Here is a 24393-nt window from a genome sequence, read left to right as displayed (position 1 = left end):
ACTACTTTCCTTGTGACAATTCTTGGGGAAGTTCAAAACGTGCCTTTAAAACCTTTTGCGACGCCGCCTGAAGCAGATTCATTCCCGCATCCGCTTGTGAAGTCACCAAATCCACACGGCGATTTAAAACTTCGACAAACTGAAGGGCATTGATCGAACCATTCTTAAAAAGAGACTCGGCCACTTGCGACTGCTCAATTAGAATTTTTTGACTGTCCTCAAGAAGACGAATATTCGCCTTAAGGGCTTGAATAGCTTGATCCAAAGATAGCTTCTCAGCTCGTTCTTTTTGTTCCATCGCTTCGGTGTATTTTTGCGCGGCCAATGATTTGATTTGAGCCTCTTTATGAGTTCCGTAATCGGAAGGGTTGAAGAGACTCCACTGCAAATACAGTCCCGCCGTGTAGCCGTTGGCTGTGTCACGACTTCCATTAAAGATATAACTCTCAGCAAACGCCCCCACTCGAGGTAAGAATCGAGCTTTCTCCATCTTGGACGCCTCTTGCGCCACCATGGACTTTTCCTTCAGCGATTCAACTTGAAAAGAAGCTTCCTCGCTGTGACTTGCCAGATACTTTTCAACGAAGACAATCGTTTCTTCCGCCTGAGGTGACCATTGATTCTCTGTATAACCCATTTCTTTAAGAGCCACGTAGTACGCTCGACTTTGCGCCTCGTACTGCACAAGAAGTCCCTGAACTCGATTTGACAAGGACTTTAAGCCTAACAATCCCGAGTAACCCACAGGGTTTGATTTAACTCCGATTTGATAGCTTTTAAGCAATCGATCGATAATCTGTTTCAGATTTAAAAGCTTTTGCTTTTGCTGCTCTAAAAGCCCCAAGGAGCCATAAGCCTTCGCAACTTCAGAATACTGTTCCACCCTGACGCCAGCCGCCTCATGGTCTTGAGATTGTGACAGATGATTTTGCAAACTGACCTGCGCGGACTTCATTCCCCCTTCATAAAGAGGCAAATCCACGCCAAGAGATCCCCTGGTGAAAACTTCAGAGTCAGGATTGTTAATCGCATCCGGATTAAAGTCAGTTTGTCGCAAAGATCTTTGCTCTAGAAGTCCGAAAAAGGACTGCCCGGGAGCATTCGTCTGGTAGGATCTTGCATCTAAATAGAGTCGCGGCAACCAGTGGCGCCCCGCTCGGTCTTTGGCTTCTACGGCAGCTTGAGATTGCAACTCTGCCGCCTTGAGACCTGGAGAGGTCTGCGAAATTGAATTCCAAACTTTACCAAAGGACACCTGCTCTGCCTGTGCGCTCAAGCCAAAGATCATTAGCTGCAAAAAGACAAAAGAGGTCCATTGAGCTATTTTGCTCATAAAAATCCGCCCTTATAATGTTGTTAAATTTAAAACCACCCCACCCCTTGTCGAGATGAGGTCTGAGTCGCTTATTTCTTATTTTCTAAACGGCAAGTGCTGATTCCGCACATGGCGTAAGGAGGACACCATCCCAACAAACCTGTTGCCAAAGGAACTAGACCCAACAAGAACCAAAGGTTCGCCGGCCCTACAAAAGCCATGCTTACCAACACCACTCCTGCAATAATTCGTACAACGCGCTCGATTGAATGGATATTTTTTTTCATTTTCTAACTCCTTCTTAATGTTTATCGACAAAAAATATTTTGAATAACAGCAATCAGTTGAATCAAACGCTCATCGGCCACCGCATAATACTGATACTTTCCTTGGCGCTCGCTTTTAACCAACCCCTCAGCCTTCATTCTTCCTAAAAACTGAGACAACTGAGACTGGGAAACCTCACACAACTCGACAAGTTCAGAGACCGTCTTGGGCCCTTGAGTCAAATGCCCCATAATCATCAAGCGTTGCGGATGAGAAAGAGCCCTTAACAAGTCACTGACTTCCTGGCAGGACTTTTCCATTTTTGAGACGGAGATCTTGGTAACTTGTATCTTTGTAGCTTCTTTTGTGTTTGACATATTATTACTTTATAATATGATAATACGTAAAGCAAGGAGATTTTTTATGGAAATTCTCAACAAAGAGACCTTTAAAGAGAAAATCTTTAACTTTGAGCAGCACAAAGAGTGGACCTTTAATGGGGGCCGTCCTGCCATTGTGGATTTTTACGCCGATTGGTGTGGCCCCTGCCGAGCCATCTCCCCCGTCCTCGAAGAGCTCGCTAAAGAATACGCCGGCGTTGTAGACATCTATAAGGTCAACACCGAACTCACTCCGGAATTAGCTTCCATGTTTGGAATTCGCGGGGTCCCGTCTCTGCTTTTTATTCCCATGACCGGAGGCCCCGCCATGGCCTCAGGCTTTGCCCCCAAGGAAAGCCTACAAAAAGCGATTCATGAAATCTTTAACATTGCCCCCCTCCAACAGAAAGGAACACGATGAAAACCATCCTGAATTGGACTGAAAAAATGAGATTCACAGCGGACTGCGATGGCAACGCCGTCACGATGGATGCGAAGGCTCCGTTGGGTGAAAATAAGGCCATGACCCCTAAAGAACTGGTCGCTACGGGATTGGGCGGATGCACCGCTATGGATGTTATTGCTCTTCTTAAAAAATACAAACAGGACTACAAATCCCTGCAAGTCGAGGTGGATATCACTTCATCTTCAGGGGGTCATCCTGTGGTCTTTGCCGAGGCTCACCTTCTGTTTCAAGTCACAGGAGAGGTCGACAAAGCGATCCTTCTAGAGTCTGTGAACTTATCACAAACCAAGTTCTGCGGCGTGAGTGCGATGCTTTCAAAAGCCCTGCCTATTCACTATCGCGTCGTGCTCAATGGCAAAGAAATTGGAGTAGGCCAAGCAAACTTTAGCAACTAAAAAAAGCCTCCCCTAGTGGGAGGCCCCTTCTTCAGTTTTCTTATTAAGAGCCTTCGCCGCTTGCTGAAGGCCTCCTAAATTTTCCAAATCTTTAAAACCCATCCCTTGCATTACTCGCAAAGCCTGCCCGGATCTGTTTCCACTTCGGCAATAAATCTTATAAATTTTATTGCGGTCTAGCTTTGAGACCTTTTCTTTGAAGTCTGATTTTAGAAAATCAATATTAATCGCGCCCTCCACGTGACTCTGCGAATACTCCTGAGCTGTTCTGACATCAAGAATAACAAAGTTCGTGGTGTCCGCATAAACCACCTGACTTGCTGCAGGCGACATAAATAATGCAAGAATTCCTGAAATGAATTTCATATTTTTACCTCACTGGAATTTTTAAATATCGAGTACCATTAGTTTCGGGCTTCGGCAAACAACCTGCCGCAATATTCACCTGAACGCTGGGCAACAACAATCGCGGAGCGGCCAAGGTCTTGTCGCGAGCCTCCCGAAAGACGACAAATTGTTCCTTACTTGTCTCCATTGTTAACTGAATATTTTTCCTTTTCTCTTCACCTATCGTGGATACAAAACTCAAAGCCCTTCCTCCGGGCATATAATCATGTCCCACATAAACCTTGTAGTGATCAGGCAACGCATAAAGTGTTGTGTGAACAGACTTGTAAAGTTCCTCGGCGCTGCCCAAAGGAAAGTCGCAACGTCCTGTTCCTGAATCCGGCATAAACAGAGCATCCCCAGTGAAGACACTTTCGCCAATGACGTAACTTGAGCACGCGGGAGTGTGACCCGGCGTATGGAGGATCTGAAGCGCAAGAGAGCCCGCACACAAAGACGCCCCGTCTTCCAGGAGCACATCAAACTGACTTCCATCTGTTTCAAAATCCGATTCAAGGTTAAAAACATTTTGAAAAATCTTTTGAACATCTACGATACGCGAACCGATCCCCACCTTCGCTCCCGGAAGGCGCTCTTTGAGCACCTGCGCCCCAGAAAAATGATCTGCATGCGCATGGGTCTCCAGGATATAATGAACTTTAAGCTGATGATCCCGGACAAAACTCACAAGATCGTCAACGGAAGCCGTGTTCATCCGAGAGGAAGTGGGATCATAGTCCCACACTGGATCAATCACAATCGCATCCCTCGTTTCTTCATCATAGACAACGTACGTTAGGGTCCACGTCGCCTTATCAAAGAACTCCCTAACAATCTGCCTCATAATTCACCTTGCTATTCTGAAGAATTTATTTTTTATTCTTCAGAGACTAACGAAGGAGATGCCTTAATGCAACAAGACTGGATCAACGCCCTTTGGGGTGGAAGCCTTATCGGAATCTCCGTATCATTAATGCTCCTGTTAAATGGCCGAGTGACCGGCATTAGCGGAATCATCAGCGGAATGCTCTCCCACAAAAAAGGAGACACTTCCTGGAGACTTTCTTTTGTCGCAGGATTGTTGGGTGGCGGCCTCGCCTTCAGAATTTTAAATCCCCCAAACCCCCACAACGGCTGGAGCACGGAAATCTGGCCCCTGATCGTCGGCGGCCTTCTTGTCGGATTCGGCACTCTCCTGGGAAGCGGCTGCACAAGTGGTCACGGCGTCTGCGGAATAAGCCGACTATCACCCCGCTCAATGATTGCAACTCTGGTCTTTATCCTGACCGGAGTTTTTGCTGTGTTCATTTTCAAAAAGCTAGGAGTCTTAAATTGAAAAAGTCTTTCGCCGCGCTGGTCGCAGGATTTATCTTTGCTTTAGGCCTTGAGATTTCCGGTATGACTCAGCCCCAAAAAGTAATCGGCTTTCTGGATATCTTTGGCTCCTGGGATCCCTCTCTTGTCTTTGTCATGGTGGGAGCTATTGGCCTCCACTGCATTACCTATAAACTCATTCGCCTACGCAAAGCCCCCCTCCTATCTTCTGATTGGTATGTCCCTACTAAAAAAGAAATCACTCCCGCTCTTATAATAGGCTCTATTATCTTTGGAATCGGCTGGGGATTATCAGGAGTTTGCCCTGGCCCCGCCATCACCTCTTTGGCCAGTTTCGAATTCAGCCCTCTGGTTTTTGTCGCCAGCATGCTGACGGGAATGTGCCTCTTTAAGCAGGCAGATCTCATATTTAAGCTCAAAAGATGAGCCTGTTACGCATTGCACCTCTGGTCTCAAAGTGAGATCTATTTCTCTTTAGGTATCAATCTATTGAATCTCCCTGCGGTAGGCCTGGGTTCCATTGACATCTCGAAGGCCTTGGAATTAGATAGAGATGTGAAGAAGGGTTATATCACATCTCTTTTTGCGTTTTTCATGGTGGCAGTTTTCTGCCTTCCTAGTCTTGCGCGCGTCGCAGAGCACTGTCCTCCTTCAGTCTCCGAACACCACGAACATCAACATATCAGCCAACACGCAGATGCTCACCGTGACTCCGTCAATCCCGCACAAAAAGACTCATCGTCTCCGGAAAAACACGACTGCCGCTGCCCCGCTCATCGCACTAGTTGCTGTCAACTGACCTACTCTCCGGACAACCCCAATCAGTCTTTATCTTTGTCCTTAAGAGTTTCCGCTTCCTACTCTGAAGCTTTATTCAGAATCAAACCAGGCCCCGATCTTGAGGGCCCTTTCCAGCCTCCCCGAGCTTAATTAAGCTCCTTCAAAACGCAGGCTTGAACTGCACTATTTTCTCATACATTTTATTTATATTCATTTGAGGCTTATATGCTAAATGCCATTATTCGCTATGCCCTGAACCATCGGCTGCTCGTTGTCGTCATCACAGCCTTTATTATCGTCTACGGAGCGATGGCGATCCGAGATCTCCCGGTCGATGTTTTTCCAGATGTCACCAAACCCACTGTCACGATCATGACCGAATCTCACGGCATGGCGCCGGAAGAGGTTGAGACCCGTGTCACCTTTCCGATTGAGTCCTTCCTCAACGGCCTTCCGGGAGTCGAGAGAATTCGTTCTCAATCCGGAATCGGCCTTTCCGCTATCTATGTCGAGTTTGAGTGGGGCACGGATATCTACCGCAACCGCCAACTGGTCCAAGAAAAACTCAATCTCGCCAAGGAACGACTTCCTCGCAATGTCGAGCCCGTCATGGGACCGATTGGTTCCTTAATGGGGCAGATTCAACAGATTGCCGTAACTTCAGAAAGTAAAGACGTCGGCCCCATGGAACTTCGAACTCTGGCCGAATGGGTGCTTCGTCCTCGCCTGATGACGATCCCCGGAGTTGCGCAAGTCATTTCCATCGGAGGAGGCCTTAAGCAATATCAAATTCAGGTCTCTGCTGAAAAACTCAATCGCTTCCAACTGTCCATTGATCAAATCGACAAGGAACTTGCCAAAATCAGTCAAAACACCACCGGCGGTTTTCTTGAAAAGGACAGCCAAGAGTTTCTGGTTCGCAATATCGGCATCATCGAATCCATTGATGATATCAAAGATACTTTAATCGGACTTCACTTCGGTCGCCCCGTCTTTGTCAAAGATATCGCCGAGGTCAAAGAAGCACCTCGCCTCAAACGCGGAGACGGAAGCTTTAACGGAAAACCTTCGGTTGTCATGACCATCCAAAAACAACCCGGAGCCGACACTATTCGCATGACTCGCGCCATTGAAAAGGCCATTGAAGAGGTCAAACCCTCACTGCCCCAAGGAGTCATCGTCAACCCCAATGTCTTTAAACAGGCGGATTTCATTGAGTCCTCTATTTCCGGCATCAAGGGAAAACTTAAATTTGGAACCGTCTTGGTTTTCATCATCTTGTTCATTTTCCTGGCGAACCTACGTATGTCCGTCATTACATTGACAGCCATCCCAGTTTCCTTTTTGGTCACCGCCATCGTCTTTAAATTTTTCGGTCTGAGCGTCAACACGATGACACTCGGAGGATTGGCCATCGCCATCGGAGAACTCGTCGATGACTCCATCGTCGACGTTGAAAACGTTTTCCGACGCCTAAGAGAAAACGCGCAGTTGGCAACCCCACGCCCATTTCTTCGTGTGATTTATGAAGCCTCCAGCGAGATTCGGAACTCCATCGTTTTGGCCACGGTGATCATTGCTTTGGTGTTCCTGCCTCTGTTTAATCTCACAGGACTGGAGGGGCGACTCTTTGCTCCTCTCGGCGTCGCCTATATCACTTCTTTGATTGCCTCGCTGGTCGTGTCCCTCACACTCACTCCCGTTCTTTGCTCTTACTTCCTAAAGGGAAAACTGCAAGAGCATCATGACACTCGCTTTGTGGTCTGGCTTAAAAACCTCGATCGCAAAGTCCTGGAGTGGTCGCTTCCTCGCGCCAACATCGTTTTGGGTGGCTCGATTGTTTTGTTTGTTATCTCTGTCGCGCTAGTTCCCCTGATGGGCCGAGACTTTCTGCCCAAGTTCAACGAAGGAACGGCAGTCATTTCAGTGATCGCACCTCCTGGAATCAGCCTGACTGAATCTGGCCACCTGGGAAAGAAAGCCGAAGAAATCATCCTTTCCGTTTCAGACGTCAAATCCGTCTCTCGCCGAACGGGCCGCGCAGAACTTGATGAACATGCCATGGGTGTCAACGTCAGTGAAATCGATGTCGACTTTCACCCCAACAGTCGACCACGCGAACTCGTCCTCAATGAAATTCGCGATAAACTTAAAGAATCCCTACCCGAAGCTGGGGTGAACGCGGGACAACCTATCGCGCATTTGATTGATCACATGCTTTCGGGTGTCAGCGCCGCGATTGCGATTAAAATCTTTGGCCCGGATCTAACAACTCTTCGAGAAAAAGCCATGGACTTAGAGGCCGCGATCAAAGGCACGCCAGGCTTGGTGGATCTTAAGATCGAAAGCCAGGGCCTTATCCCTCAGGTCAAAATCCACGTTCTTCGTGACGATGCCGCCCGCTACGGCCTCAACCCCGGGGAAATTACGACCTTGCTTGAAGCCGCTTTCAACGGGGAAACTGTCGCTGAAGTCATTGACGACACCAAAATCTATGACGTCTTCTTCCAGTTTGATGAGTCCTCAAGAGCCAGCATCGAGAAAATGCAAAAGACAGTTTTAAAGATTATGCCGGATGGAAGAAAAGTCCTTTTGGAACAAGTGGCCGACGTCTATGAGTCAACAGGACCCAATGAAATCAACCGTGAAAATGGTCAACGCCGCATCGTCATCAGTGCCAACGTCAGTGGGCGCGATCTGGGAAGTTTGATTGAAGAGATTCAAAAAAGAGTTTCAGAAAAGGTCTCCCTGCCAGAAGGATATTATGTCGTTTATGGTGGCCAATTTGAAAGTCAGAAGAGTGCCACTCAAAAGATTCTCATCTTCAGCATCATATCCATCTTAGGAATCGCTCTGGTCCTCTGGTCTCACTTCCATTCCAAAACCATCGCAGCCCAAATCATGGTCACAATCCCTCTGGCCTTTATCGGAGGTATCATTTTACTTTTCTTCACGGACCGTTCTTTGACCGTGGCAAGCCTGGTCGGCTTCATCACACTGTGTGGTATGGCGTCTCGTAATAGCATCATGATGATTTCCCACTATCTGCATTTGATGAAGTATGAGGGAGAAAAGTTCTCTAAAGAAATGATCATCCGAGGCTCCCAAGAGCGTTTGATCCCGGTGATGATGACAGCGTTTGTGGCGGCCTTGGCGCTGCTACCCCTGGTTTTTGCTAAGGGCCAACCTGGCAGTGAAATCCTTCACCCCGTGGCGGTGGTGATTGTCGGTGGACTTATCAGCTCCACACTTCTCGACATCATCGTCACACCAGCCTTGTTCTATCGTATCGGAAAACAGTCAGCGGAAAACTATATTGACGACACCAAACAAAATGAGAGGGTTTGACCTATGAAAAATCTAACTTTTGCAACAATCATCGCTTTGACAATGACATTTTCAACAACATGGGCTCACGAAGGCCATGATCATGATGCGCCTAAAACGATTCAAGCCCCCAAAGGGGGCGTCCTTAAGGGCACTGAAAGTTTCAACGTTGAAGTTGTCTCCAAGGGCAAGGACCTGAAGGTTTACTTCTATGATTTGGAAATGAAACCCAAAGACATTCAAAACTATAAGATTGATGCTAAAATCGAACTGCCTCGCAATAAAAAAACGGACACAATGACCTTTAAAGCAAGCAGCAACTTCCTTGAGGGCAGCTATGACGCCAAAGGGGCTCATCGCTATACCTTGATACTCGACGTCTTGGCTCCGGAAGCAGGTCATCCCGACACACTGAAGTTCACTATTGAACCTCGAAAGTAAGGTTGTCATGAAAAGACTATTTCTAAAAATATCCCTTCTTGCACAGGTCTTAGCACCGACACAGGTCCTCGCTGAACCTGTGTCCATCACCTCGGAAGCTTTGCGCAGCTTACTGGATGCCAAAAATATCAGAGTCTCTTCCGCTAAATTGAGTCAAGAAGCGGCTCAAGAAAGAGAAGGCTCCCTGGGCAGATCTTTCCTACCCTCCCTTGAATTGCATGGCGCCCAAGAAAGCTTCAAAGTCGGCAACGAAGAGCAGAAATCTCAACCCACCTACGGTGCCGAAATTAAGGCCAATCTTTATAACGGCGGAAAGGATCAGATCGAAAGTGACATTCGTCGTTTGGAAACAACCAAACGTTCGACGCAGTCAAAGAAGATCCTCGCTGAGGAACTTGAAAAAGCTCGGACCACCTATTGGGAGCTTCGTTACCTTCAAGAAAAAATGCTTCTTCTGAAGGACACTCTGGCTGTCAACCAACAAAATCTCAACGCCGCTCTTCGACGGATCAAAAGCGGAGTGGCCACGGATTCGGATCGTTTTGAGTTTGAAATGAAAGATGTCGATCTCAAGAGGGAGCTGGCCGAGCTTGAGGTGCAAATTCAGAACAACACAAGAACCCTGACGCTCCTCTTGGGACTTTCCGAAGGCACAGTTCTCTCTTTTCCCGAAAAGCTCTCCCATGACCACGATTATGAAGTGTCTCTGAAATACACGGACAAGGATCATGAGTTTCAATACAAGGAAACCCAGATTCAGGCCGAACAAGACACCTTAGCCGCGAAAAGCCAACACCGAGAATGGTGGCCCAAGCTGGATGCTTACGCTTCCTACAATCAGTTCAACGAACGCGAAGAAGACAAGATAGATGCCAACGATCGCACCGAATCGGTCGTGGGTTTGCGCCTCTCGATCAGTCTTCCCAACGGCTTTGAATCACGTCGAGAAGCCGCCGCCAAACTCAAAGAATCACAGGCCTCTCAAGCCCTGTCGATTTTTGCCAAGCAAGAGATCGAAGCCAATCTCAAGGGGGAAATTGCGGAGCTGCGAGTGATGCACGATCAGGCCCATGAAGCTGAAGAGAACATCCTGCGATCTGAGCGCTATTACAAGCTGACCCAGTCCGAGTACGCTCGCGGAGTTAAAAACTCTCCGGATGTTTTGGGGGCTTCTGAAAAGCTCTTTGATATGAAGAACAAACGACTGGAAATTCTGAAGAAGTTCCAGGTGGCCAAAGCCCACGTTCTCTCGAAGATCGGTAAGTAGCTTTCACAATATCAAAAAATAAAAAACCCAAGGAGCAATTCCTTGGGTTTTTTTGTTTTTCAGATTCTTTGTCTTTATTAGAACAAATTGATATTGGCAGAGAGAGCCACGTTCGTGCGGTCTGCTCTGATATCTTTCGGCGTAAACTGAATGTTCGGATAAAGATAGATATCACGCGTGATGGAAATACCCGTTCCTACAGATTGATAAGGCTCAATTTGAACGTTGTCGTCATACCCTTCGTAACGAGAAAATTGGAAGTATCCAAAAACCGTTCTGAAAGAGTAACGATCATTGAATGAGTACTGAAGGAAAGGGAAAAGCCCCGCCGTCATATCGGTACGCTTATAAAGACCCGCCGTCATGCGTTTCACAATCGCCGCATCCGTTACGTCCCCAGTATAGAAGCTTTTACCAATCGTTAAGCTGGTTCCACCAGTCCAACCAGAGTTTCCAAGATTCGCTAGGATCGTCTGGCTAAAACTCGCCGCCCCGAAAGTCTTCGTGATGTTTACAGAGTCTGAGTCTGTCGCGTGGCTGTAGGTGAAGCTTGAAATCATTTGTGAATCCCACGCGCGATAACCGCGGCTCCATCCCAAATACGGAGTGGAAACTTCATAACGAGAAAGGCTTCCAGATCTACCGGTACGAGTGTCTTGAGCTGGCTTTGTGATGTCACCATGCAAAGGATCAATAACAGTAATACCCGTTCCGAAGCTGAAGTTATCACGCTCACCCATGCGGTAGTTGATACCAACATCACCTGACAAAGAGGTCATAGATTCAACAGAGGCTGAGGCACGATAATTGGGACGGACACCACTGAAAGGCTCTTCAACAGAACCACCAGAATACGCCAAGCTTGATTTGAAGGACCAGCGGGATTTAGAACCCAACTGAGCTCTCATACGCGCATCCGTGATCTCTTTATCAATGTCGCTTTCTTTCTCTTCGCTCTTTTTTACTTCTTCCATTTTCAAGGTGCTGGAATTGGTCGTCGAAGTGCTGGATGACTGTGCCCACAAAGACACTGGAGACAACATCAGTCCTGTCGCGGCAATCAATAAAAGCTTATTATTCATTTTTTCTCCCCAAGTTAAATGACCGCCAACGTCTTACCCCAGAATGAGAGACTGTGTCTATTTTTGACCGCCACAGGGAAATAATGCCAGGAGGTGTCAAAAAGGTGGGCACCCGCCAGCCCCCATTTTGTAAGTTTCCAGTTTCTGGGACTTTGTTTTGTCCGGGTCTTTCCCCTCTGGGTATAAAAACGTATCTACCAATGGAGGGAAGAAAATGAAGTATCTTTTATCATCTGTAATGATTCTATTTACCTGTTCAACATCGCTGGCCGCCGAACTCACCCCAGGCAATATCGTCGGCCGCTACAATGTCGAAGCCCGCGCCGGATTTCAGAAGGTTTATCTCAAGTTCCGTGTCCTCAACACTCGTGAGTTTGAAATTCAAAGAACCTACCCTGATGGTCACAGTGATGAATCCTGCAACGGCACCTTCACGCTCAATCCCACTCTGTATTGGGACTTTGTCACCTTTGGCAGCGGCAAGATCTTCTCAGGAGTGGCTACCTGCCCTAGCAATCGCTCCAAAGAACTTGATTTTAATATCGACTTTAAAGAGACCACCACGGAGGATCTTGTTCGCGGAACCAACGTCACTGTCACCACATCGCTGGCCCGTGGGATTCGCATCAACGCCTACGTGAAAAAACAATAAGAACGAACGCCCCTAAGAGCTAAGTCTGTGGGGCCCTCTACTTTTTCGATACGACAATCAGAACTAAACCGACCACCATCACACCCACACCCACAAGACTCAAAGGGGAGGGCGGAGCTTTTTCCATATAAGAATCCCAGATCATACTGACCGCCAACTGAGTACAAATAATGGCCGCAAATGTAAGGTTTGCTCCTAAAAACTCAATCGCCAATGGAGTCAAAAGTACAATAAAAAAACCCAAGACACCAGGTAAGATCTGCCACCACTTCAAGTCGATGAAAGGTTTCGCTGACATCGTTGTCAGGCCTCCGATCAGCTCAAATCTCATCGCCAACCAAAAGACCCCTGAAAAAACCAGAAAGACCAAGGCATTTAGAAAAACCGCAGAAACAAGTCCTATCTGCGACGCCGAAGTTCGATTCAATGTGCCCTGAAGAACAATAGAGATGCCTGCAACAATGGGAAGAAGAAATTTAAATATCATGCTCACAAGCTACTTGAATATGCCTTGTATTGAAAGTGATTTTATGAGAGCAATTTAAAATGGCCCCATCATCAAAACGTAAACAAATCCATCTTACTATCAATGGCGTGGAACACAAAGTCCATGGCGACGAAGCATTTTTACCTCTTGCACAATTTCTTCGCTATCAAGCCCATCTTCCCGGCACCAAGGTCGTTTGTGCCGAAGGCGACTGCGGAGCTTGCACAGTCCTGGTCGCTCGTTGGAATGAAAATCAATGGACTTCTTTTCAAACGCTCAACTCCTGTATCGCCCCTGTTTATCTTTTTGATCTGTGTTCGATCGTCACCGTGGAAGGCCTCGCCATGGAAGACGAACTCAGCGAAGTGCAAAATAAGATGCGTGAATTTCACGGCGGACAATGTGGGTATTGCACACCGGGCATGGTGTGCTCTCTCTCGGGTCTTGCCGACAGTTGTTCCCAAAACAACACCTCCATCACCGAAAAAAAGGCCCGCAACCATCTGACTGGAAACTTATGTCGTTGTACGGGTTATGAGCCGATTCTTAACTCTGCCATGAATATCGATTTAAAAAAGTGGACACCTCTGGCAACCAGATATCTTAAAAAAAGTCAGCAAGAGACTTTTCAGAAAATTTCCGCCGACACCATTCATATCGAGGGTTCGCAAAAGAAAGTTTTTTCTCCCGTTGAATTGCAGGAAGCGATTTCACTTAAAGAGCAATATCCACAACTTCGCATTGTCTCTGGCGCCACCGACCTCGGGGTTCTTCATAACAAAGGAAAGTTCTTCTTAGATCATGTCTTGGTTCTCAACCGTATTGCAGATCTTGCCAAGCTTGAAAGCACTCCTCAGGGTTTATGGATCGGCTCTCGCACATCCCTGACTGATTTTGAAAATTTTGTTGAAAAAGAGCAGCCCGAGCTTAGCCGGCTGATGCGCATTTTTGCCTCCCCACAAATCAAGAACCAAGGGACACTGGCAGGAAATGTCTTAAATGGCTCCCCGATCGGGGACAGCATTCCCGCTCTTCTGACTCTCAATGCGGAAGTCCATTTGAGATCCGCAAAAGGTGCTCGAACGGTCCCTCTCACCTCTTTTTATAAAGCCTATAAATCTTTCGATCTTCAGCCTGACGAAATCTGTACTGGAATTTTCATCCCAACACTTGGAAAAAGCTGGACTACAAAGTTCTTTAAAGTTTCCCTAAGAAAAGATTTGGATATTTCCGCAGTGACCTTCGCTGCGACTCTTAAAATTGAAAATCAAAAAATTCTCGAGGCACGCGTCGCTCTGGGCGGCATTGGCCCGACGGTGATCCGCCTTCCAGACCTTGAAAAGGACTTTGCCGGGGCTCCTTTTTCGGAAGACACATTTAAAAGTGTCGGCAAAAAGGTTCGCTCTTTCATCAAACCTATCTCAGACCTCAGGGCATCTGAGGAGTATCGACTGACGGTCGCCGAAAATCTTTTCCATAAGTGTTATATCGAACTTTGCCAAGAGAGTGCCTCATGTCCATAGGTCAAAACATCCCTCATGATTCCTCACGCGGTCATGTTACCGGCGGCAGTGTTTTTATTGACGACCGCGCACTAACTCAAAAAGAGGTTTTTGTTCTTCCCGTAGGGGTGCCCGCAGCGGCAGGCCTTTTAAAATCCATCGAAACCAAAGAGGCCCTCAAGGCCCCCGGCATTTTAGCAGCCTTCACCGCCAAAGATTTCCATCACAACCACTGGGGAACGATCATCCCTGAACAACCCGTTTTGGTTGAGAATAAAATCGGCTACTACGATGAGCCCGCCCTTATTTTGGTGGGCACATCCATGGACGCCTTGTTGCGAGCGAAATCCTTGGTCAAGTTTGATATCGAAAAACATCCCGCCATTTTAAGTATCGACGAGGCGATCGCGAAAAAGAACTTTATCTACAAAGCCAACCCCTTTGCCTGCGGCGATGCACACTCCGCCCTGCAGAAGGCGCCTCATAAACTTTCTGGCTCTTTTGAATGTGGCGGCCAAGAGCACTTCTATTTGGAATCTCAGGCCTGCATTGCCTATCCCATGGAGGATGGACAAATTGAAATTCACTCTAGCTCCCAGCATCCCAGCGAAACTCAACATGTTGTCGCCGAAGCCCTTGGGCTGAGCCTTCATGAAGTCGTTTGCATCGTGAAACGCATGGGCGGAGGCTTTGGCGGAAAAGAAAGTCAGGCGGCTCCTTTTGCGGCCATGGCCGCCTTAGTTGCGCAAAAGATGCAACGCCCGGCTCGACTCTGTCTTTCTAAAGACGACGACATGATGATGACTGGAAAGCGGCATCCATTTAAAAACTTCTATGAGGTCGGCTTTGATGATGACGGTCGTATTCTAGGATTAAAAGCTCAGCTTTATGCCGATGGTGGTGCCTATGCGGATCTTTCCAGTTCCATCTTAGACCGGGCGATGTTCCATATTGACGGCGCCTATTTTCTACCTCATGCCCATATCGAAGGTTACGTCTGCCGCACCAATTTCCATTCCAATACGGCCTTCCGAGGTTTTGGAGGCCCTCAAGGAACGATGACCATTGAAAGCATCATCGAAGACATTGCCGCCTACTTGAAAAAAGACGCCTTGGATATTCGCCTCTTGAATTGTTATGGCAAAAATCAAAACAACGTCACGCACTACGGACAAACGCTCACCCACAACACTTTGCCCGATCTGTTTGCGCAATTAAAAAATGATTCTGAGTATCTTCGCCGTCGTCAAGAAATTGATATTTTCAACTCTCAAGGCACAGGCAAGATCCGTGGCCTTTCCGTCACCGCTACGAAGTTCGGTATCGCCTTCACCGCGCGCTTCCTAAATCAAGGCAACGCACTGGTGAACGTTCACAAAGATGGGACCGTTCAAGTCTCCACGGGTGCGACGGAAATGGGACAAGGCGTGAATACGAAGATTCAGCAGATCGTCGCCCATACCTTTGGCGTCCCATCTCCTGATGTTAAGGTCATGGCCACCTCCACTGAAAAGAATCACAATACGTCACCAACAGCGGCCTCTAGTGGTTCAGACATCAATGGCTCCGCAGCCTTGCAGGCCAGTTTGGAAATAAAAAATCGTCTTGCCTGGCTTTATCACAACATCTTGATCGGCACGACGATGAATGACATCGCAGAATGTCCCCCTGTCGATTTGAACCAACTGAATTTGGCGGACTTCCATTTTCATGATGGCAATGTCGTTCATCTTCCTAGCGGTCAAAACATTTCCTGGACCGAGCTGGTAAAAAAGGCCTACCTAAACCGCATGTCCTTGGGTGAGTACGCTCATTTCAAAACAGAGGGTCTTGGTTTTGACAAAGCTCGCAGCCTGGGAACTCCGTTTAACTATTTCACAAACGGAGTTGCCGTCAGCGAAGTGGAAATCGACACGTGGACTGGCGAATCCAAAGTCCTTCAGGCCGACATCCTCATGGACTTGGGGCGACCTCTGAATCCTGGTATTGATCGTGGCCAAGTCACTGGCGCATTCGTACAAGGAATGGGATGGGTGACCTCTGAAAAACTTTTTTATAACAAAGAGGGGAAGTTGCTCAGTCACTCCCCCACGACCTATAAAATTCCAAGTATTCAAGACACTCCTCGCGTCTTCAATGTCAGCTTCATTGAAAATAACGAAAACCACCAGAATGTTCACCGCTCAAAAGCGGTCGGCGAACCCCCCTTTCTTTTGGGTATCAGCGTCTGGACGGCACTCAAAAATGCTTTGCGATACAAAAGCACTCAAAGAATTCCACATATCAAATCACCAGCCACGCCTGAAGAACTTCTTATGGAGCTAAAACAATATGAGTAAAGGCAATTTCGAAGATTTCTTAAGTGCCCTCACCCACCTCAAAGAGGGCTCAAAATCCTTTGTCGTCATCACGCTTGTTAAACAAATCGGCTCTTCACCTCAAGAAGTCGGGGCGCGGGCAATCGTCAGCTCTGAGGGGCTTGAGTATGGAACCGTCGGCGGCGGGAAGGTCGAAAATAGAGCTATTCAAGAGGCGAAAAGAATGATCTCCGAAAAAGAACGATATCTTTTTACGGATTGGAATCTACAAAAAGACATCGGCATGACCTGCGGTGGGGTTGTGAGCTTCTTCTTCGAGCTTTTTGAAAAAGAACACCCCTTTCACGTCACCGTTTTCGGCGCGGGGCACATTTCTCAGGAACTCGTACGATTGCTTTTGAAACTTGATTGTCAGATTTTATGCCTTGATCCCCGCCAAGAGTGGTTAAGCAAACTTCCCTCTTCACCTAAGTTGACGACTCGCTTGACGGACAATATGGCCGCAGAAGTTCACAAAATTCCACCAAAGTCTTTTGTCGCCATCATGACAATGGGCCACGGAACAGATCTTCCTGTTTTAATCGAGACCATGAAGCAGCGAGATCGTTTCAGCTATGTTGGCAATGTTGGAAGTCAGCAAAAATATCTGCGCCTTAAAAGCGACCTCCAGCATGCCGGAGTCGACGATGACACTCTGGGAAGATTCTATTGCCCCATGGGAGAAGATTTTGGAGGAAATGCCCCCATCGAAATCGCCTTTAGCATCGTTGCCCAGATTTTAAGAACCCGTGATGAGATCTTCGGCAAAACAGATCTCTAAATTTTAAGGACACTCCATGGCTTCTTCACTCGGTAAAAAGAAAACTCAAAAAATTTCCACCCAAGAGCTTCCCCAAAGATTAGCTCAAGCACGAGGCGACGCCGAACTGGATCTGCTCATCACCAACGTACAGCTTCTTGACGTTATCACCGGCGAAATCTACCCGACGGCCGTCGCCATCGGTGGAGAATATATCGTCGGCGTCGGACTCGAATATCTCGGAAGCCCTACAAAACGCCTCTTTGACGCTCAAAGCGCTTTCATGACGCCGGGTTTTATTGATGGTCACTTGCATATTGAATCCTCGATGATGTCGCCTTTTGAGTTCGAACGTGCCACTTTGCCCTTGGGCACCACCACCGCCATTTGCGACCCTCACGAAATCACCAATGTTCTAGGTTTGCGTGGTTTTGAATGGTTCTTACGATGCTCTGAACTGTTGGCCCAGAATCTTTTCGTGCAGATGTCTTCTTGTGTTCCCGCATTGCCAGGTTTTGAAACCAATGGCAGCGACTTTCTTCTCGCTGATATGATTAAACACAAGGACCACCCCGCCGTGCTGGGACTTGCGGAAATGATGAACTTCCCGGGAGTGATTCATGCCGACAAAGATGTTCTTGCTAAAATTGAAGCCTTCGAGGACCTTAATCTTGATGGCCATGCACCGCTGTTGCGAGGAAAATCCTTAAATGCCTACCTCCTTGCCGGAATTCAAAACTGTCACGAAACGGTGACTCTCGAAGAAGGAAAAGAAAAGCTGCAAAAAGGCATGGGGCTGATTATTCGCGAAGGCAGTGTCGCTAAAAACTTGAAAACACTCGCGCCCTTGGTAAATGAGTTTTCTTCAGCACAATGTCTTCTTTGCACGGACGATCGCAATCCATTTGAAATCGCCCATGAAGGACATATCAACTACCTTATTCGTGAATTGATTAACAAACATCAAGTCCCCGTTCATGTCGCTTATCGCCTGGCAACGTACTCTGCAGCGAAACATTTCGGATTAAAACGTTTGGGATTGGTCGCCCCTGGGAAAAAAGCAGATCTGGTTTTGCTTCGAGATCTTAAAAAAGTTGAGATTCAAGAAGTTTTCATCGGTGGCCAACAGGTTTCAGAACTGTCCCTTGATAAGCATGTTCAGGAAAAGCTGCAAAAATCGCAACCGCCCCTCGAGAACACGATGAAGCGCGCGCCTCTCAAAGAAGAGGAACTGACATTCAAGTTGAAGAAAGGGCTTTACAATGTCATTAAAATTATTCCTCATGAAATCATAACAGAGCATCTCTCGCTGGAATATGACGGCACGTCCTTTTCTGACGATGATGTTCTTTATATGGCCAATATTGAACGCTATGGCCAAGGTCGGCCTCCAGGACTGGGGCTTGTCAAAGGGATGGGGCTCCACAGTGGCGCTCTTGCCAGTTCCGTCGCTCACGACTCTCATAATCTCATGGTCATCGGCACCAACACGGCTGACATGACCCTGGCAGCAAACACACTCATCGAAAATGGTGGAGGTTTTGTTGTTGTTAATCATGGAAAGGTTCAGGCTCTTGTCAGACTTCCCATCGCAGGACTTCTCAGTCTACAAAGTGCCGAGGAAATCAAGTCAGGGATCGAACAACTCAAAACAGCTTTTCGCTCTCAAGGGGTGGTGCTCGATGAGCCCTTCATCCAGATGGCCTTCCTGGCCCTCCCTGTGATCCCAACTCTTAAGCTGACAGATCGAGGACTAGTCGATGTGACAAAGTTCTCTTTCATTCCTCTATTTCAAGAAGCATAAATCTTAAGCCTCTGTTTTCTACCAATTTTAATGACGGAGGCATGATTTATTCTGGCAGGAAGCTCATAATCACAAACGTGATAAGGAGCTTTTTATGGAACTTGAAAAAGAACCGCGAAAACCGACACCTCCCAGAACCACTCCCCAAGAACCATCCCCACCCTCGAAGATCTATCGAGCTCAACCCACTGAGACTTTCTTACCTATTCAAAGAAGGTACGCTCAAGAGGTCTGCGTGGTCATGGGTATTGCCTTAGTGGTGATGGGCCTTGTCGGATTTGTCGTCGACAACTTCTTAGGAGCTCATCTCAGCTATACTCACAACGCCATTCACGTCGCCTCGGGGGCCCTCTCACTCTGGTTTGGCTTCGACAGTGCCCTGAGTGCTAAAAGGTTTAGCTATATATTTGGCACCATCTATGGAGTCTTAGGTATTTTAGGTTTTCTTTTTGGAAGTCTTGGAATTCCGTCAATAGGAAGTCTGGTTGAAGACAGATATCTTTGGAAACCCATTCCGAATGTTCTGGAGCTGGGAACTATCGATCACAGTTTACATATTCTCTTTGGCGTGGTCTTCCTGCTTGGAGCCACTCTGACATTCAAACGCTATAAAAAGATTTAAAGTCCACCGAAGCTCTTCCCGCGACAAGGATGTCGCGGGGGACTTCATTATAGACTACTTCATTTTCAGAATAGATTCAGCAATCCAGCTTTTGTAATAGACCGCATTGGTGTAAACACCCACGTCGTCACAAAGAGGACTGCCTCGACTGGTCACTCCAAAGAGATAGTATTGGCCGTCCTTCTCGATATAAGCAGGACCTCCGGAATCACCACTGCAAGTACCTTGTCCTTTGGATTCATCCAAACGAACTTCACTTTCTTGAACAGAAGAAATGGGGGCTTTGGCTTGGCGCAGCTCTCCATCTCCGGACATATCCACTTTCAGACAGTTCTTGAGTCCGTCGTCACAGATCACTTCTCCGTAAGCCATAGCATCTTCAAGATGACGAACCTTCTTAGGATCTACAGGTTCTGCATCAACCAAAGAAACTCCATAACCAGCAACTGTCACCATCAAACCACGACGCAAAACGCTGGAGTCAGGAAGCAAAGTCGCAGGCTTGTACCCCGGAGGCAAAGAACCTGAAAACTTGATGATCGCAATATCACCCCAGTCTGTCTGCTTATACTCTTGCTCTTCAGGTTTGTAAGAAGGATGAACTTTGATATCAAGCACGCGACGAACATAAACTTGCTGAACGTCGGGTTCGCGAATGGCCATGGTCGCATCAACATCCAAACCAAAAACAACCTTCAATTTTGAAGCTTTCGTTTGCACACAATGAGCTGCTGTTAAAATAAAATTCTCGGCAATGATTGAGCCTGTGCAAATCGCGTTGTCCGCAACATCATACACGCTCACGATACCAGAAGCGATCGGGGCTTTTTCGGCCACCAAAGTACCGCCAATAATACCGGTTCCGCTTTTAGATTCCACGGTGGGGTTTGATTTAAAGCCACAAGATACCAAGGCCATCATGCTGATAACTAAAACTAAACGGGACACAGCCCCTCCTTAAAATAAGGGGCTCTTATAGATAGGACCTTACAAAACAGCAACCATTTTTTAAAAAAAGACAGGCGTCAGGACATCTTGTTGTACGCCTCCCTCTGAAAGCCTAAACTTGAAGGTATGAAAAACTTTTATCAAGAAGGCCCCGGCCTCACCAATACGTATCGTTCGGATGAAACACTTCAAAAGTTTTTAAAAAAGAATCTGCCCCCGGAGGTTCAAAAAGAGGCCCTGCCTCACCTGGATCATCTCGGAGAAAGAGCCGCCACCGACATGCTTCTCTGGGCTCAAGACGCCGAGGCCCAGCCGCCCCAGCATATTCCCTTTGATCCCTGGGGGCGCCGTATTGACGAGATCAAAACTTGCGAAGGATGGAAGCATCTTGACCGGGTCGCCGCTGAGGAGGGCATCGTCGCGACGGCCTACGAGAGAAAATTCGGAGCGTTTTCTCGAGTCTACCAAATGGCGCTTCTTTATCTGTACTCGCCCAGCTCGGCGATCTACTCGTGCCCCCTGGCCATGACTGATGGGGCTGCTAGGGCCCTGGAGCTCTATGCGGGGCAAGATCTCAAAGAAAGGGCCCTGCCTCATCTGGTGACCCGAGACCCACGCCATTTCTGGACTGCGGGTCAATGGATGACCGAGCGCTCGGGAGGGTCCGACGTCAGCGGAACGGCCACCGACGGGCATCCCTTCTCGGGAAGCAGCCCCTTTTCGGCGACCCATTCTCTTCACGGCACCAAGTGGTTCACGTCTGCAACAACCTCTCAGGTGGCCCTGACTTTAGCTCGCCCCGACGGAGCCCCTGCAGGCTCTCGAGGCCTAAGCCTCTTCTATCTCGAGCTACGCAATAGCCAGGCACAACTTAATAATATTCAAATCCATCGCCTCAAAGACAAACTAGGAACCAAGGCTCTTCCCACCGCAGAGCTCAGCTTACTTGGAACCCCAGCACGAATCATTGGTGGAGAGGGCGATGGAATAAAGAAAATCGCCAGCGTTTTGAATATCACTCGCATCTATAATTCCATCTGTGCCACCGGGCATATGCGCCGCGCCTTGGATTTAGCCACGGACTATTCGCGAAAAAGAACGGCCTTTGGCAAAACCTTGATAGAGCACCCATTGCACCAGGAAACTCTCAGATCTCTGGAAGAAGACTTCCGCCGCTCTTTGGTCTTTTGCTTTTTTGTCGCAAAACTCTTAGGACAAGAAGAAGTGGGCGAGATCTCCGCCTCGGAAAGAATTCTTCTCAGAACTCTGACACCGATTCTAAAACTCTATACCGGAAAAAAGGCCGTCGAAATCTCTAGCGAAGTCGTCGAAATCTTCGGCGGAGCGGGCTATGTGGAGGACACCGGAATTCCTCGTCTTCTCAGAGACGGTCAAGTCTTTTCGATCTGGGAAGGAACAACCAACGTTCTTTCCTTAGACATGCTGCGAGCGTTTGAAAAAGAGCAGGCATTACCTATCCTGCTAGAGCACTTCCGTAACTGCGCTGCCATGAAAGATTCGGTTGTCGGTTTTGTCGAAAAATGGACAACGCTACAAAAGATAATATCCCAACTGGCCAAAGCGGCCCCCGAAGAGTGGGAGCGCCACGCACGACGTCTGGCCTTCCTCGTGGCCGATCTGATCACTGAGAACCTTCTCTACGAAAATTCACTTTGAGTACCACCTTCAAAATAAAAAAGCCGCTGACATCTCCATCAGCGGCTTTTCATTTATGCGTTCTTTATATAATTAGAACGCCACGTTTTTCATATGCGGCACTTTATTGGCACCAGAGTTACCAATAATCATACCACGCACTCGTGAATGACGAGTCGCTGGGTTGAATGGAAGTCCCTTGTACATAGGTCTTTCCAAAGATGGAGACCAGAGACCTTGTCCGTTGACGGTCCACTCACGGAAGTACATTGAAATATACGTACCCTCGATAAGGTAATCAACACTCACGCCAGGACCAGCCAATTTCATAGCCGCTTTGAACGTGAACAAGTTCTCAGACATTCCTTCACCAAACTGACCGTAAGCAACTGCGAACGCCTTAGGATCTGTATTCATATATTTGTACATATCCTTCAACGCGAAGTACATTTTGCTAGCAGCGTTGGCCGTGCGTCGACCCACCATAGAGGCACAAGATCCACCGTCCTCAGAGACCATGCAATAATCATAAGGATCATTCATTTCTTTGAAGTACGGATACACCTGATCTGTTGACAGATCGATAAACTGATCTTGTGTCATTTTTTGAGCTGCAGTCATCAGTCTCATCGTGTTCTGATCATCAAAGTTCACGTTAAACTCAATGCCTGTGTAACCCAGATCTTTATCTGGAATACCTACCATCAAAGTATCCAAACCTGTTTTCTTCACAAGTTCTTTGATACCGGCTCTAAGGCGATATCCGTTACTCTTCTCGTGCTTGAATGTATAGCTATACGTTCCGAACATGCTATCCATGCGAGCTTTGCTATCCCAGTTTTCAACAGAGTACTTCGCTCCGTAGAACATAAATTCTTTTTCTTTATGTCTTGTCCAGAAACGAGAGTCTTCTGATTCAGAGAAGATTCCATAGTAAGCGCGAGCCGTATTGCGCTCTACGTGCATATCTGACGTTGTATATGAATTGATACGTCCTTTGCTGTAAGTTTTATCCCAAATAATTGGAATTGAAAGCGACTTGCTAGCAATTCTTCCTGTGGAAACTGATCTAAATGTTTCAACTTTAATAACAGGCGCTCTCTCCACCAAATTCGCAGGTTTTGCGCTGGCGAAGTTTTCAGAAGCTAGAACGTTACCACGAATCATATCTTCGTAAGCCTTACGGCCAACATCGGTGGTCAAATCAAAGACAAAAGAAAATCCATCGTCAGCGAATCTGAACTCACTCAAAGAAAGATTAATGATTGAAATATCTGTGAATACAGAGAAGCTATTCAGCTTTCCACGGCTCATTTTGACATAAGCCTTGTCCGCGCCGACTTTTTCTACGTATGTTTCCCAGGTACCACCGGCAAACTTTGCAACTCCAGCTCCAACAGGACCGAACCCAGCTCCCGCCGAGAAAATAACGCCACCTTGTCCAAGATAGGTAATACTGTCACCCGCATCCCAGCGATCAAGATCTGACGCTGACTTAGGAACTTCCCAACGTCCACCCATGGCATAAGCTTTATCCAAAGTGCTCACATAGCGAGTAGACTCTGTATCTTTGCCAACAATAGGTAGAACTCCCACATAAGCCCAGAAGTGATCCGCAAGTCCCTTGGCATTGTCATACCAGAATTGGACTTCTGCACCCAAGCCGACTTCGATATTTCCATAAACAGTTTTTTGGAAACCGTCACGGAAGTCGCCATAGACTAATGAGTCTGAAGAGGCCATTGGTTTGTAATCATACTTCACCAATGAAGACTTCGGTTGAACATCTCGGAATTGAGGCGTCAAGTTCACGATGTACGAACCATAGTCGAAGCTGAGATAGAAAACAGGCTTAAGCTTTCTCTTAAGTTCCTTCTTCTCTTCTTCTTCGAAGTCATCATCTGGTTTATCGCCATCGTCTTGGCAATGCTTATCTGTTCTTCGGCATTCGCCATCATGATCGTCATGGTCGTCGTGATCATCGTTATCGTCGTGATCATCATGGTCGTCATGATCGTCCTTACCATCACCGTGGTCGTCTTTACCACCACCATGGTCATCTTTACCACCACCATGGTCATCTTTACCACCACCATGGTCATCTTTTCCGCCACCGTGATCGTCTTTGCCACCACCATGGTCGTCTTTACCACCACCATGGTC

23 protein-coding genes and 1 pseudogene are annotated in these 24393 nt (G+C 47.5%); 15 read left to right on the top strand and 9 right to left on the bottom strand.

The window, feature by feature from the left end:
• Window position 1: 1 nt before the first annotated feature.
• The 3 genes from ACM64D_RS09975 to ACM64D_RS09965 all read right to left on the bottom strand — a co-directional run bounded on the left by ACM64D_RS09975 (window position 2) and on the right by ACM64D_RS09965 (window position 1959).
• Window positions 2–1333, bottom strand: coding sequence for a TolC family protein (locus tag ACM64D_RS09975; RefSeq protein ID WP_415063065.1), 1332 nt, complete (start codon window positions 1331–1333; stop codon window positions 2–4).
• A 71-nt stretch (window positions 1334–1404) separates the two neighbouring features.
• Window positions 1405–1602 (bottom strand): DUF2892 domain-containing protein, encoded by a 198-nt coding sequence (locus ACM64D_RS09970; RefSeq protein WP_415063064.1) that lies wholly within the window; start codon window positions 1600–1602, stop codon window positions 1405–1407.
• Between the two features lie 21 nt (window positions 1603–1623).
• A complete protein-coding gene (locus ACM64D_RS09965; protein ID WP_415063063.1) occupies window positions 1624–1959 on the bottom strand; it encodes an ArsR/SmtB family transcription factor in 336 nt (111 codons plus the stop codon).
• Between the two features lie 46 nt (window positions 1960–2005).
• On the opposite strand from ACM64D_RS09965, the gene ACM64D_RS09960 reads away from it, so the two are divergent.
• Both ACM64D_RS09960 and ACM64D_RS09955 read left to right on the top strand, forming a co-directional pair.
• Window positions 2006–2383: a thioredoxin domain-containing protein gene (locus ACM64D_RS09960; protein ID WP_415063062.1), complete on the top strand. Its 378-nt coding sequence runs from the start codon at window positions 2006–2008 to the stop codon at window positions 2381–2383.
• A complete protein-coding gene (locus tag ACM64D_RS09955; RefSeq protein WP_415063061.1) occupies window positions 2380–2823 on the top strand; it encodes an OsmC family protein in 444 nt (147 codons plus the stop codon). Before ACM64D_RS09960 ends, ACM64D_RS09955 begins: the two co-directional genes overlap by 4 nt.
• Window positions 2824–2835: 12 nt before the next feature.
• Here ACM64D_RS09955 and ACM64D_RS09950 read toward each other — a convergent pair whose 3' ends face one another.
• Window positions 2836–3189, bottom strand: coding sequence for a rhodanese-like domain-containing protein (locus ACM64D_RS09950; protein ID WP_415063060.1), 354 nt, complete (start codon window positions 3187–3189; stop codon window positions 2836–2838).
• A gap of 4 nt (window positions 3190–3193) precedes the next feature.
• Entirely contained in the window at window positions 3194–4054 is an 861-nt protein-coding gene (locus ACM64D_RS09945; protein WP_415063059.1) for an MBL fold metallo-hydrolase, read from the bottom strand.
• Window positions 4055–4120: 66 nt separating this feature from the next.
• Between ACM64D_RS09945 and ACM64D_RS09940 the strand changes: the two genes are divergently transcribed.
• The 6 genes from ACM64D_RS09940 (at window position 4121) to ACM64D_RS09915 (ending at window position 10360) form a co-directional block, all read left to right on the top strand.
• Window positions 4121–4546, top strand: a complete 426-nt coding sequence (locus tag ACM64D_RS09940; protein ID WP_415063058.1) for a YeeE/YedE family protein — start codon at window positions 4121–4123, stop codon at window positions 4544–4546.
• On the top strand, window positions 4543–4971 hold the full coding sequence (locus ACM64D_RS09935) for a DUF6691 family protein (protein ID WP_415063057.1): 429 nt from the start codon (window positions 4543–4545) through the stop codon (window positions 4969–4971). Before ACM64D_RS09940 ends, ACM64D_RS09935 begins: the two co-directional genes overlap by 4 nt.
• A 12-nt stretch (window positions 4972–4983) precedes the next feature.
• Entirely contained in the window at window positions 4984–5475 is a 492-nt protein-coding gene (locus ACM64D_RS09930; RefSeq protein ID WP_415063056.1) for a hypothetical protein, read from the top strand.
• A gap of 75 nt (window positions 5476–5550) precedes the next feature.
• A complete protein-coding gene (locus tag ACM64D_RS09925) occupies window positions 5551–8673 on the top strand; it encodes an efflux RND transporter permease subunit (protein WP_415063055.1) in 3123 nt (1040 codons plus the stop codon).
• Window positions 8674–8676: 3 nt separating this feature from the next.
• Window positions 8677–9093: a hypothetical protein gene (locus tag ACM64D_RS09920; protein ID WP_415063054.1), complete on the top strand. Its 417-nt coding sequence runs from the start codon at window positions 8677–8679 to the stop codon at window positions 9091–9093.
• 7 nt (window positions 9094–9100) lie between these two features.
• Complete coding sequence (locus tag ACM64D_RS09915; RefSeq protein WP_415063053.1) at window positions 9101–10360, top strand: TolC family protein; 1260 nt, start codon at window positions 9101–9103, stop codon at window positions 10358–10360.
• Window positions 10361–10437: 77 nt separating this feature from the next.
• On the opposite strand, the gene ACM64D_RS09910 is transcribed toward ACM64D_RS09915, so the two are convergent.
• Complete coding sequence (locus ACM64D_RS09910; RefSeq protein WP_415063052.1) at window positions 10438–11442, bottom strand: hypothetical protein; 1005 nt, start codon at window positions 11440–11442, stop codon at window positions 10438–10440.
• A gap of 214 nt (window positions 11443–11656) precedes the next feature.
• Here ACM64D_RS09910 and ACM64D_RS09905 point away from each other — a divergent pair, with 214 nt between their 5' ends.
• On the top strand, window positions 11657–12094 hold the full coding sequence (locus ACM64D_RS09905; protein ID WP_415063051.1) for a hypothetical protein: 438 nt from the start codon (window positions 11657–11659) through the stop codon (window positions 12092–12094).
• A 37-nt stretch (window positions 12095–12131) separates the two neighbouring features.
• Here ACM64D_RS09905 and ACM64D_RS09900 read toward each other — a convergent pair whose 3' ends face one another.
• Entirely contained in the window at window positions 12132–12581 is a 450-nt protein-coding gene (locus ACM64D_RS09900) for a DMT family transporter (protein ID WP_415063050.1), read from the bottom strand.
• Between the two features lie 59 nt (window positions 12582–12640).
• Between ACM64D_RS09900 and ACM64D_RS09895 the strand changes: the two genes are divergently transcribed.
• From ACM64D_RS09895 to ACM64D_RS09875, 5 genes are all read left to right on the top strand, one after another.
• Window positions 12641–14104: a xanthine dehydrogenase small subunit gene (locus tag ACM64D_RS09895; protein ID WP_415063049.1), complete on the top strand. Its 1464-nt coding sequence runs from the start codon at window positions 12641–12643 to the stop codon at window positions 14102–14104.
• Complete coding sequence (gene xdhB, locus ACM64D_RS09890; RefSeq protein ID WP_415063048.1) at window positions 14095–16422, top strand: xanthine dehydrogenase molybdopterin binding subunit; 2328 nt, start codon at window positions 14095–14097, stop codon at window positions 16420–16422. Before ACM64D_RS09895 ends, xdhB begins: the two co-directional genes overlap by 10 nt.
• Window positions 16415–17221, top strand: coding sequence for a xanthine dehydrogenase accessory protein XdhC (gene xdhC, locus ACM64D_RS09885; RefSeq protein ID WP_415063047.1), 807 nt, complete (start codon window positions 16415–16417; stop codon window positions 17219–17221). Before xdhB ends, xdhC begins: the two co-directional genes overlap by 8 nt.
• A 16-nt stretch (window positions 17222–17237) precedes the next feature.
• Window positions 17238–19004: an adenine deaminase gene (gene adeD, locus ACM64D_RS09880; RefSeq protein ID WP_415063046.1), complete on the top strand. Its 1767-nt coding sequence runs from the start codon at window positions 17238–17240 to the stop codon at window positions 19002–19004.
• A 94-nt stretch (window positions 19005–19098) separates the two neighbouring features.
• A complete protein-coding gene (locus tag ACM64D_RS09875) occupies window positions 19099–19626 on the top strand; it encodes a hypothetical protein (RefSeq protein WP_415063045.1) in 528 nt (175 codons plus the stop codon).
• A 54-nt stretch (window positions 19627–19680) separates the two neighbouring features.
• Here ACM64D_RS09875 and ACM64D_RS09870 read toward each other — a convergent pair whose 3' ends face one another.
• Window positions 19681–20574, bottom strand: coding sequence for a S1 family peptidase (locus ACM64D_RS09870; RefSeq protein ID WP_415063044.1), 894 nt, complete (start codon window positions 20572–20574; stop codon window positions 19681–19683).
• Between the two features lie 126 nt (window positions 20575–20700).
• On the opposite strand from ACM64D_RS09870, the gene ACM64D_RS09865 reads away from it, so the two are divergent.
• The gene (locus ACM64D_RS09865) at window positions 20701–22251 is read left to right on the top strand and encodes an acyl-CoA dehydrogenase family protein (RefSeq protein WP_415063043.1); all 1551 of its coding nucleotides are present in this window, start codon (window positions 20701–20703) and stop codon (window positions 22249–22251) included.
• A 72-nt stretch (window positions 22252–22323) separates the two neighbouring features.
• Here ACM64D_RS09865 and ACM64D_RS09860 read toward each other — a convergent pair.
• Window positions 22324–24393, bottom strand: a pseudogene (locus ACM64D_RS09860) (hypothetical protein); the annotation flags it as partial.

This window comes from Bdellovibrio sp. (genome assembly GCF_047637665.1).
Lineage (GTDB): Bacteria > Bdellovibrionota > Bdellovibrionia > Bdellovibrionales > Bdellovibrionaceae > Bdellovibrio.
The sequence above is the reverse complement of the archived record's forward strand: the minus strand, read 5'-3'. Positions and strand labels throughout refer to the sequence as shown.

Excerpts from the sequence above, each read along its gene's own strand:
- ACM64D_RS09975 (WP_415063065.1), bottom strand. The coding sequence starts at position 1,333 with ATGAGCAAAATAGCTCAATGGACCTCTTTTGTCTTTTTGCAGCTAATG.
- ACM64D_RS09970 (WP_415063064.1), bottom strand. The coding sequence starts at position 1,602 with ATGAAAAAAAATATCCATTCAATCGAGCGCGTTGTACGAATTATTGCA.
- ACM64D_RS09965 (WP_415063063.1), bottom strand. The coding sequence starts at position 1,959 with ATGTCAAACACAAAAGAAGCTACAAAGATACAAGTTACCAAGATCTCC.
- ACM64D_RS09960 (WP_415063062.1), top strand. The coding sequence starts at position 2,006 with ATGGAAATTCTCAACAAAGAGACCTTTAAAGAGAAAATCTTTAACTTT.
- ACM64D_RS09955 (WP_415063061.1), top strand. The coding sequence starts at position 2,380 with ATGAAAACCATCCTGAATTGGACTGAAAAAATGAGATTCACAGCGGAC.
- ACM64D_RS09950 (WP_415063060.1), bottom strand. The coding sequence starts at position 3,189 with ATGAAATTCATTTCAGGAATTCTTGCATTATTTATGTCGCCTGCAGCA.
- ACM64D_RS09945 (WP_415063059.1), bottom strand. The coding sequence starts at position 4,054 with ATGAGGCAGATTGTTAGGGAGTTCTTTGATAAGGCGACGTGGACCCTA.
- ACM64D_RS09940 (WP_415063058.1), top strand. The coding sequence starts at position 4,121 with ATGCAACAAGACTGGATCAACGCCCTTTGGGGTGGAAGCCTTATCGGA.
- ACM64D_RS09925 (WP_415063055.1), top strand. The coding sequence starts at position 5,551 with ATGCTAAATGCCATTATTCGCTATGCCCTGAACCATCGGCTGCTCGTT.
- ACM64D_RS09920 (WP_415063054.1), top strand. The coding sequence starts at position 8,677 with ATGAAAAATCTAACTTTTGCAACAATCATCGCTTTGACAATGACATTT.
- ACM64D_RS09915 (WP_415063053.1), top strand. The coding sequence starts at position 9,101 with ATGAAAAGACTATTTCTAAAAATATCCCTTCTTGCACAGGTCTTAGCA.
- ACM64D_RS09910 (WP_415063052.1), bottom strand. The coding sequence starts at position 11,442 with ATGAATAATAAGCTTTTATTGATTGCCGCGACAGGACTGATGTTGTCT.
- ACM64D_RS09905 (WP_415063051.1), top strand. The coding sequence starts at position 11,657 with ATGAAGTATCTTTTATCATCTGTAATGATTCTATTTACCTGTTCAACA.
- ACM64D_RS09900 (WP_415063050.1), bottom strand. The coding sequence starts at position 12,581 with ATGATATTTAAATTTCTTCTTCCCATTGTTGCAGGCATCTCTATTGTT.
- ACM64D_RS09895 (WP_415063049.1), top strand. The coding sequence starts at position 12,641 with ATGGCCCCATCATCAAAACGTAAACAAATCCATCTTACTATCAATGGC.
- xdhB (WP_415063048.1), top strand. The coding sequence starts at position 14,095 with ATGTCCATAGGTCAAAACATCCCTCATGATTCCTCACGCGGTCATGTT.
- xdhC (WP_415063047.1), top strand. The coding sequence starts at position 16,415 with ATGAGTAAAGGCAATTTCGAAGATTTCTTAAGTGCCCTCACCCACCTC.
- adeD (WP_415063046.1), top strand. The coding sequence starts at position 17,238 with ATGGCTTCTTCACTCGGTAAAAAGAAAACTCAAAAAATTTCCACCCAA.
- ACM64D_RS09875 (WP_415063045.1), top strand. The coding sequence starts at position 19,099 with ATGGAACTTGAAAAAGAACCGCGAAAACCGACACCTCCCAGAACCACT.
- ACM64D_RS09865 (WP_415063043.1), top strand. The coding sequence starts at position 20,701 with ATGAAAAACTTTTATCAAGAAGGCCCCGGCCTCACCAATACGTATCGT.